Source organism: Stenotrophomonas humi, assembly GCF_001431415.1.
GTDB lineage: Bacteria > Pseudomonadota > Gammaproteobacteria > Xanthomonadales > Xanthomonadaceae > Stenotrophomonas > Stenotrophomonas humi.
Genome location: NZ_LDJI01000026.1, coordinates 173606 through 183061 on the forward strand (window position 1 = coordinate 173606; position 9456 = coordinate 183061).

The 9456-nt window shown below is 65.9% G+C and carries 6 protein-coding genes; 5 read left to right on the top strand and 1 reads right to left on the bottom strand.

The window, feature by feature from the left end; translation table 11 throughout:
* Nucleotides 1–10 precede the first annotated feature (10 nt).
* From ABB26_RS14120 to ABB26_RS14130, 3 genes are all read left to right on the top strand, one after another.
* The gene (locus tag ABB26_RS14120) at nt 11–889 is read left to right on the top strand and encodes an alpha/beta fold hydrolase (protein WP_057635227.1); all 879 of its coding nucleotides are present in this window, start codon (nt 11–13) and stop codon (nt 887–889) included.
* Complete coding sequence (locus tag ABB26_RS14125; RefSeq protein ID WP_057635230.1) at nt 886–1371, top strand: MaoC family dehydratase; 486 nt, start codon at nt 886–888, stop codon at nt 1369–1371. Before ABB26_RS14120 ends, ABB26_RS14125 begins: the two co-directional genes overlap by 4 nt.
* A gap of 90 nt (nt 1372–1461) precedes the next feature.
* Nucleotides 1462–4794 carry a hybrid sensor histidine kinase/response regulator gene (locus tag ABB26_RS14130; protein WP_057635232.1) on the top strand — a complete coding sequence of 1111 codons (3333 nt, stop codon included), beginning with the start codon at nt 1462–1464 and terminating at the stop codon, nt 4792–4794.
* A gap of 64 nt (nt 4795–4858) precedes the next feature.
* Here ABB26_RS14130 and ABB26_RS14135 read toward each other — a convergent pair whose 3' ends face one another.
* Complete coding sequence (locus ABB26_RS14135) at nt 4859–5533, bottom strand: response regulator transcription factor (RefSeq protein WP_057635233.1); 675 nt, start codon at nt 5531–5533, stop codon at nt 4859–4861.
* 89 nt (nt 5534–5622) lie between these two features.
* On the opposite strand from ABB26_RS14135, the gene ABB26_RS14140 reads away from it, so the two are divergent.
* Both ABB26_RS14140 and ABB26_RS14145 read left to right on the top strand, forming a co-directional pair.
* On the top strand, nt 5623–7455 hold the full coding sequence (locus ABB26_RS14140; RefSeq protein ID WP_083490850.1) for a 3-hydroxybutyrate oligomer hydrolase family protein: 1833 nt from the start codon (nt 5623–5625) through the stop codon (nt 7453–7455).
* A gap of 33 nt (nt 7456–7488) precedes the next feature.
* Entirely contained in the window at nt 7489–9168 is a 1680-nt protein-coding gene (locus ABB26_RS14145; RefSeq protein WP_057635235.1) for a fatty acid--CoA ligase, read from the top strand.
* Nucleotides 9169–9456: the final 288 nt, after the last annotated feature.

Below are 9456 nucleotides of genomic sequence, written 5' to 3' on the forward strand. Positions count from 1 at the left end.
AAGTACCTGCATGACGCAGTCTTATGATGACCTGTACTGGAACAGCAACGATGGCCTGCGCCTGCACGCGCGCGACCATGCACCGGCCGCGGGGCAATCGCCCCGCGGCACGGTGGTGTGCATTCCTGGCTTGACCCGCAACGCCGCCGACTTCGATGCACTTGCCGAAACGCTGACCACGCTCGGCTGGCGCGTGCTCGCCGTCGACCTGCGCGGCCGTGCGGGCTCGGCGCGTGCGACCGACCCGGCCAGCTACAACCCGCGGACCTACGCCGACGACATGGTGGCGCTGCTGCGTTCGCAGAACATCGCCAAAGCCGTGTTCATCGGCACCTCGTTGGGCGTGCTGGTCACCATCACCCTCGCCTCGCGCGCACCGGAGCTGATCGCCGCCGCGGTACTCAACGATGCCGGGCCCAAGGTGCCGCGCGAAGCCTTGGCGCGGATCGGCAAGTACGCCGGCAAGTCCTTGCCGCCGATGGATCTGGAGCAGGCAGCTGCTTATGCCGAATCCATCGGCAAGGCATCTTTCCCGCGTTTCACTGCCGAGGACTGGCGGGCGATGGCGTCACGCAGTTTCCGCCAGCGCAACGATGGCCTGCTGGAGCTGGACTACGATCCCGCCGTGATCCGTACCACCCGGCCCTGGGTCCTCTGGCTGCTGCGCCCGGTGCTGTGGCGCGCAGTACGCGCGCTGACCGCCCGCGTACCGGTGCTGGTGGTGCGCGGCGCGCTGTCGGACATCCTGCCGGCGGACGTAGCACGGCAGATGGCAGCCAGCTCACCAACGGCAAGTCTGGTCGAAGTACCCGACGTCGGTCATGCACCCACCTTGTCCGAACCCCAGGCCCGCGACGCGATCCTGACCTTGCTGGAGCGTGTGCAATGACCACCGTCGACACGGACAGGGAACTGCCGGACGCATTGCTGGCCCTGCAGCGATGGGCTGCGAGCGAGCGGCTTGGCAATGCCACGCGCATAGCGCAATCACGCATCGATGCCTTCGCCGAGGCCACCGGTGATCACAACTGGATCCACGTCGATCCGGTCCGCGCGCAGGCCGAGCTGCCGGGCGGGCAGACCATCGCCCACGGTTTCCTGTTGCTCTCCCTCACCGTTGAAGAAGATGTGGCCGCCTTGGTCGGCTTCCCCGGCATTGCCCACGTATTGAATTACGGCTTGAACAAGGTCCGCTTCCTCTCGCCGGTACCGAGCGGCTCGGAAATCCGGGTGCGTTCGCAACTGCGCTCGCTGGAGTGTCGCCAGCCGGGGCAATGGCTGCTCACCCAGCACAAGACGGTGGAACTACTGCCCGCCGGCGAGGTGGCGCTGGTCGCCGAGCATCTGTCGTTGATCGTGGTCGCACCCTAGCGCTCACCCGCGCCGGGGCCGTTCCTGCGCGCCCCGCATCGGGCCGCCGCTGCTTCGCACGGCGGCTTCCGATCTCTCTACACTGGAGCGATGTTGACACCCTCCATCGTCCTGTTCGCCTGTATCGCGTGGACCGTGCTGCTGTTCGGTGTCGCCCTGTGGGGCGAACGCCAGGGTCATCGTCTTGCGAAGGTCTGGCCGGCCATCTACGCACTGTCGCTGGCAGTGCATTGCACCGCCTGGACCTATTACGGTGCCGCTTCGCAGGGCGTGCAATGGGGCTTTGCGATCCCGCCGACCTTGATCGGCATGGCGCTGATCTTCGCCTTCGGCCTGCCATTCCTGGCACGGCTGGGCCGGCTGGCCAAGCAGCACAACAGTGCCACCATCGCCGACCTGGTCGTCGCACGCCTGCGGACTGACCAGGGGCTCGGCATGACCATCACCCTGGTCGCGCTGTTCGGCATCATTCCTTACATCGCGCTACAGCTGAAAGCCGTCAGCCAGGGCCTCAGTACCTTGCTCGGCGATCAGTTCGCTGCCAACGGCTGGCAACTGGACATGTCGTTCTGGTTCGCGCTGACGATGGCGGCATTCACCATGCTGTTCGGTGCACGCAAGGCCTCGGCAACCGAGCACAACCGCGGCATCGTGGTGGCGTTGGGGCTGGAGTCGCTGCTCAAGCTGGCGGCGCTGCTGGCCATCGGCCTGTATGCGGCATTGTCGGTGCATCGGGCTGGCAGCCCCTTGGTCGAAAAGATGCTGCAGCTGCCGCCACCGGCGGTGGTCCCGGACTTCATCACCATGGTCGCGCTGGGCGCGATGGCAGCGTTCACCCTGCCCCATCAGTTTCATGTCGGCGTGGTCGAACTGCGCCAGTCATCAGACCTGAAGACCGCACGCTGGCTGTTCCCGCTCTACCTGCTTCTGATCGGCCTGCCGTCGGTGCCGATGGCGCTGTCCGGTGCCGCACAGCTGGGCCAATCGGTGTCACCCGATCTGTACGTACTGGCATTGCCACAGGCACGCGGCCACCATGTGCTGGCGCTGCTTGCCTACCTGGGCAGCCTAAGCGCAGCCACCGGCATGATGATCCTGTCGGGGCTCACGCTGTCGATCATGCTCGGCAACCACGGCTTCGGCGCGCGCCTGCTTGGCGGTGTCGATGGCGATGCCGGCGCCGATCTGCGCCCACGCGTGCTGGCGTTCCGGCGTGGCGGCATCCTTGCCGTGTTCCTGATGTCGTGGCTGTACAGCCGCGCGATGAGCGGCACCGAGGCACTCAGCGATTTCGGCCTGATGTCGTTCACGGCACTGTCGCAGTTGGCGCCAGCGGTGCTGCTGGCGGTGTATCGCCCACGCACGCCGTCACCGGCGATCATGGCCGGCATCGTGCTGGGCTCACTGGTATGGCTATGGCTGGTGCTGTTGCCGATGGTGATACCGGCGCCGGCACCCTCGGCCAGCCCGGAAGGACTGCACTGGCTCGCGCTGTTCTCGTTGCGCATGCAGCCAGGCCATATCGCCATCAGCATGGGGGTCAGCCTGGCGGTGAACCTGATCACCGTGGCACTGGTGGCACGTGCGATACGCCCCTCGTTGCCGCTGCAGCGCGAAGCGGTGGCAGCCGCATCATTGCGCAAGACGGCCGGACGTTTTCTCGGCCAGGAACGGGCACGGCAGTTGATGGCCGGGCATGCCGGGCAGATGCTTGATGACGATCGCGTCACCGCCATCGAGCGCGAACTCACCGCCGTGGTGGGTGCGGGCATGGCGCGGCTGTTGGTCGAGGCGGCCCGTGATGGTGGGGCGGCACCGCTGGAAGCGGTCACCCGTGCCGTCGGCGAGGCCACCCAGGTGCTGCGCTTCAATCAGCGCCTGCTGGAAGCGGCGCTGGAAAACATGAGCCAGGGCATCAGCGTGGTCGATGCACAGCTGCAGCTGGTTGCCTGGAACCGCCGCTATGCCGCCCTGTTCAAATTTCCGCCCGAGCTCCTGCAGGTGGGACAGCCTGTCGCCAACCTCACTGCATGGGCATTGGGGCAACTGAAGATCGGCGATGCCCCGGGCGACAACGTCGGCAAGGCGCTGACCCGGCGCATGGCACACATGCGTCGCGGTACCCCGCATCTGTCAGAGCGGATTTTCCCGGACAACACCATCGTCGAAATCCGTGGCAACCCGATGCCGGGTGGTGGCTACGTCGCCACCTTCACCGATGTCACCGCGTTCCGCCTGGCCGAGGCCGCGCTGAAGCGCAGCAACGAAACCCTGGAGCACCGCGTGCAGGACCGCACCGCACGCCTGGAACATGCCGTGCATGAGGCCGAGCGTGCCAACGTGGCGAAAACCCGGTTCCTGACCGCCGTCGGTCATGACCTGATCCAGCCACTGCACGCGGCCCAGTTGCTCACCGATGCGATGTCGCAGCACATCGAGTCCGAATTCCTGCACAGCTTCCTGCGGCAGATCCGCGGCGCACTGGATTCCACCGATGACCTGCTGTCGGGTCTGCTCGACATTTCGCGGCTGGAGGCCGGCGGGCTGGTCGCCGACCCGCGTCCGTTCGCGTTGTCGAACGTGCTCGATCCCCTGGCGCAGGAATTCGCCGTGCTGGCGGCCGCACGCGGCCTTCAGTTCCGTTATGTCCGCACCCGTGCCTGGGTCCACAGCGACCCGCTGCTGCTGCGCCGCGTGCTGCAGAATTTCCTGGCCAACGCGATCCGTTACACCCGCCGCGGCGGCGTAGTGCTGGGCATCCGCCGTCATGGCGACACGCTGTCCATCGGCGTGCACGACAGCGGCCCGGGCATCGCAAGCGAGCAGCAGACGTTGGTGTTCGAGGAGTTCCAGCGCGGTGACCGCAGCAACGGCCAAGGGCTGGGCCTTGGATTGGCGATCGCGCACAGGATCGCCGGCCTTCTGCATGCGCCGCTGGCGTTGCACAGCGTGATCAACCGCGGCTCGTCATTCTCCATCACTGTGGCGCGGGCGGCCCCGCCCCCGACCTCGCGCGATGAAACACCCGCCGCCGGCAACAGCACCATCAAGGGCACCCGGGTACTGGTGGTCGACAACGATCCCGATGCCTTGGAAGCCATGCGCCGGATGCTGCTGTCCTGGGGTTGCGAGGTGACTGCGGCGCGCGACGGCAACGCGGTGGAGGCAGCCGCACGTGATGCCAGCCTGTGGCTGTTTGACTACCACCTGGATGATGACGATACCGGCGTGCAGCTGTGGACACGCCTTGCTGGCGTGCATGGACCGCGGCCAACGGTGATTCTCAGCGCCGATACCAGCGGTAACACGCGCGAGGCGGTGCGCGAGGTGGGCCTGTCGCTGTTGAACAAACCGTTCAAGCCGCTGGCGCTGCGCTGGGCGATCAACCACCTGCTGGCAACGCGCAGCCCGGTTGAAACCTGACACGACATGGACACCGCTGGATTCTGCTGGCTGACCAGTGCTCGCGCAGTGGCCGCGATGCGGATCAGGCGTCCTGGGTCTCTTCGATCTGCCGCGAAGGGTCGGCCAGGCCCAGTTCGTGCAGCACCCGGATTGCCTGCGCACGGTTGCGCACACCGAGCCGGCCCATGATGCGGGTCATATGCGCCTTGACCGTGCGCAGCTGCACGCCCAGCCGGTCGGCGATCTGCTTGTTGAGCAGTCCTTCGGCCACCAGGCTCAGCACCTTGTACTGGTGCGCGGACAGGCTGGCCAGGCGTGCGGCCAGATCGGCGTCCTTGCTGAAGGGTGCCACCCGGGCGACGGTTTCGCGCAGCAGCGCCGGGATCCAGCGCTCGCCATCAAGCACGGTCTGCAAGGCCTGCTGCAGGTCCACCAACCCGGAACTCTTGGGCAGATAGCCGGCCGCCCCCAGGTCGATGGCGCGGCGGATCACGTGCGGCTCTTCGTTGGCCGAGACGATGATGATCGCCAGCCCCGGCTGCAATGCACGTATGGTCGCCAGCCCGGCCAAGCCGTGATTGCCCGGCATGTGCAGGTCCAGCAGCATCAGGTCGATCTGCTGGCCCTCGATCGCCTCCAGCACGCTATCGAGCGAATCGGCCTCGCTGATCTGCAGATCGTCAACCGCTTCCTCTGCCGCGCGATGCAGGGCGGCGCGGAACAAGGGGTGATCATCGGCGATGAGCAGGGTTGGCATCTCGGAGCGAGGTTAGCAAATCCGATCGCGGGTGAGGACAGGTACCTAGGTACGCTGGCACATCCATGCGGGATTGATAGGGTGACACGATGAACATTCCCCGTCGTGCTTCCCTGTTTCTTGCCGCGCTGCCGTTCCTGTCAGGCTGCGCCTTCGTCGCCGCTGCCGCGGACATCAGCAACACCGGCGCAACACCGGTCTTCGAGCAGTGGCGCGAAACCGAGCATCGCGGCAACGATGACCTGCTGACGGCAGGGCTGGGGCTTGAAGGCCTGCGTTCCGGCACGGCCGCTGCATTTGCCAGCCCGGCCTCGCCCACCGCCGGCGAAGCGAGACGGCGTGCGATCTGGAGCAGTTGGCGCGGCATCGCCGACCTGACCCCGGGCGGCGGTTTCGGCGACGTCTACGGCACGGTCCAGCCTTCACCGGGACGTGAGTTCTCCGCCTACGCGCGCATTCCCGGCGCGCGCCAACCGCATCGCGTGCTGGTGCAGGTACCCGACAGCTTCGATCCATCGCGGCGCTGCCTGGTGGTCACGGCCTCCTCCGGCTCGCGCGGCATCTACGGCGCGACTTCCGTCGCCGGCAGCTGGGGGCTGGCCCACGGTTGCGCGGTCGCCTATACCGACAAGGGTGCCGGCAGCGACTACTACGACCTGGATGCCAAAGTGGGTTTCCAGGCAGATGGCACACCCGCCAAACGCGGAACCTTGGGGTTTGCCCCCGAGGGCGGCGCAGGTGCGCATGGCGTGGCCTTCAAACATGCGCATTCGGGCGACAATCCGGAAGCCGACTGGGGCCGCCATTTACTGCAGGCGCTGCAGTTCGGCCTGCAGGCACTTGACCGCGCTTATCCGCGGTCGGCGCCGTTCACTCCGGCCAACACGCGCACGCTGGGCGTGGGCGTATCCAACGGTGGTGGCGCGGTACTGCGCGCAGCCGAAATCGAAGGCGACTGGTTTGATGGATTGGTCGCTGGTGAGCCCAATGTATCGGTCGCCGGTGCACCACCGCTCTACGACTTCGTGACCCAGGCCGCGCTGCTGATGCCTTGCGCATTGCTGGCCATCGATGACTTGCCGCAGCCACCCGTGCAGGCCCAGACACGACCGGCCGGAATCCAGCGCTGTGCAGTGCTTGCATCCACTGGACAGGTGCAAGGCGCGGACACCGAGGCCCAGGCGCGATCGGCATGGCAGCAGCTGGCGAACGCAGGACTGAGTGAACCCGCCCTGCGTGCAGGCGCGTTCTCGACTGGATTTGATCTATGGCGTGCGATCGCCGTCACCTATGCATCAGCCTATGGTGGCTATGCGGCAGGCAAGCACCCCTGCGGATACACGTTCGCCGCCGGCCATGATGGCAGGCCCGGCATCGCGACACCCGAGGTCCGCGCAGCCTGGTGGAGCGAAGCCAGCGGCATCCCGCCGGGCAATGGCGTGATTCTGCTGGACGGCGATCCCGCAGCTGATCAGCTGCCTGGCCTGGCCTGTCTGCGCTCGCTCTGGACCCACGATGGTGCAGCCGCCGAGCGCGTGCGTGCCGGCATTGCCCGCGCAGCCGTCAACCCGCCCCGCTCCGGATTGCCGATCGTCGTCATCCATGGCATCGACGACGGGCTGGTGCCGATCAGCATGACCAGCGACCGCTACGTGCCCCTGGCCCGTAACGCCGGCGCGCGGATCGCCTACTGGCGGGTCGCCAATGCACAGCACTTCGATTCGCTGCTGGCATTCCCGGACTACCGCAAACGTTACGTCCCGCTGCTGCCCTATATGTTCGCGGCGATGGACCAGCTCTGGGAGCACCTTGAGGATCCAACGCGCGGGCTGCCACAGGATGCGCTGATCACGCCTACGCCGCGTGCGGAAGCACCGATGCAGCCCGCGCAGTTGTCGATCCCCGCCGCATCCAGCCGCTGACGGCCCTCCCGCGCTGCCATCCAGGAATCCCCCATGCCATTCGCCCCCCCGACAAGCCAGGCCGATTCTGGCGCCTACGCCTATCCGCTGCTGATCAAGCAACTGCTGCACACCCCGCTGGCAGTGCGCCCGGAGCAGGAGATCGTCTACGGCGACAACGTCCGCTACGACTACCGCACGCTCAACGCACGCATCAGCCAGCTGGCCGGCCTGCTGCAATCGCTGGGGGTGAAACCCGGTGACGTGGTGGCGGTCATGGACTGGGACAGCCACCGTTATCTGGAAAGCTACTTCGCGGTGCCGATGATCGGTGCGGTGTTGATGATGGTGAACATCCGCCTGGCCCCGGAACAGATCGCCTACACGCTGAACCACAGTGGCGCCCGGGTGATCCTGGCCAATCGCGAGTTCCTGCCGGTGCTCGAAGGCATCGACGAACACCTGCCGGACCTGCGCACGCGGGTCCTGCTGGACGACGAGGGTGGCGCGCTGCCTGATGGCTTCGCCACGGAGTACGAAGCGGGCCTTCGCAGCACCGAACCGGTCAGCAAGTTCCCGGACTTCGACGAGAACAGCCGCGCCACGATGTTCTACACGACCGGCACCACCGGCTTGCCGAAGGGGGTCTACTTCAGCCATCGGCAACTCGTGCTGCATTCGCTGGCCGCGATGGCGGCACTGGGCAGCGCGCCCACGCAAGGCCGCCTGCATCGCGACGACGTGTACATGCCGATCACGCCGATGTTCCATGTCCATGCCTGGGGCGTGCCGTATGTGGCCACGTTGATGGGCATCAAGCAGGTCTATCCGGGCCGCTACCTGCCGGGCCGGTTGCTGGAACTCATCGCCCGGGAAAAAGTGACGTTCTCGCACTGCGTGCCGACCATCCTGCACATGCTGCTTGGCCATCCCGCTGCCGCAGATACCGATCTGAGCAGGTGGAAAGTCATCATCGGCGGTGCGGCGCTGCCGCGTGTGCTGGCACAGCAGGCACTGGCGCGCGGCATCGACATCTTCGGCGGTTACGGCATGTCCGAAACCTGCCCGGTCCTGACCTTGGCCCAGATCGATCCCGAGGCCCTGGCTGGAACCGACGAGGAGCTGTCGCTGCGCACCAAGGCCGGCATCCCGATACCGCTGGTGGATCTGCGCATCGTCGATGAAGACATGAACGACGTCGCCCACGATGGCATTGCAACCGGTGAAGTCGTCGTGCGTGCCCCCTGGCTTACCCAGGCGTATCTGCACAATCCCGAGGCTTCCGCCGCATTGTGGGCCGGTGGCTACCTGCATACCGGCGACATCGGCAACATCGATGTCGGCGGCTATCTGCGCGTGACCGACCGTATCAAGGACGTGATCAAGACCGGCGGCGAATGGATCTCCTCACTTGCGCTGGAGGACATCATTGCCCTGCACCCGGCGGTCAGCGAAGTCGCGGTCATCGGCATCGCCGATGCGAAATGGGGGGAGCGACCGCTGCCACTGGTGGTCCGGCACCCGGATTGCGAGGTCACCGAAGCCGAGATCATCGAACTGGTGGCCGCGCGCAGCCGCGCCGGTGACATCTCCCGCTATGCAATCCCCGAACGCATCCGGTTTGTCGACGCGATAGCACGTACCAGCGTCGGCAAGATCAACAAGAAGAAGCTGCGGGATCTGCATGATATGCAAGCAAGTCAAGACATCGTTGCCGGTACCGGAAAAAAGTAGAGCCACAAAAGAACACTGTACTGCAGTCCCGCCGTCACAACCTGAAGTCGCTGAGCGTTTTAAAATGACACATCAACCGCACTCTTCGGCTAAGAGGACGAACCGCATCTCATCTTTCTATCGACTTCCCAGGTTCAGCTTCAGGCTCGCCCTGGGCTCCCGACTCGCGATACCAACGGAGTTCGGCAAGAGTCAGCCGGCCAAAGCATTCGCAAGGAGCCCTGGCATTCTTGCTATCGGCCAGTCAGTGCTCTGCGCTCTAGCGCATGAATCGCCCAGGATTTCGTA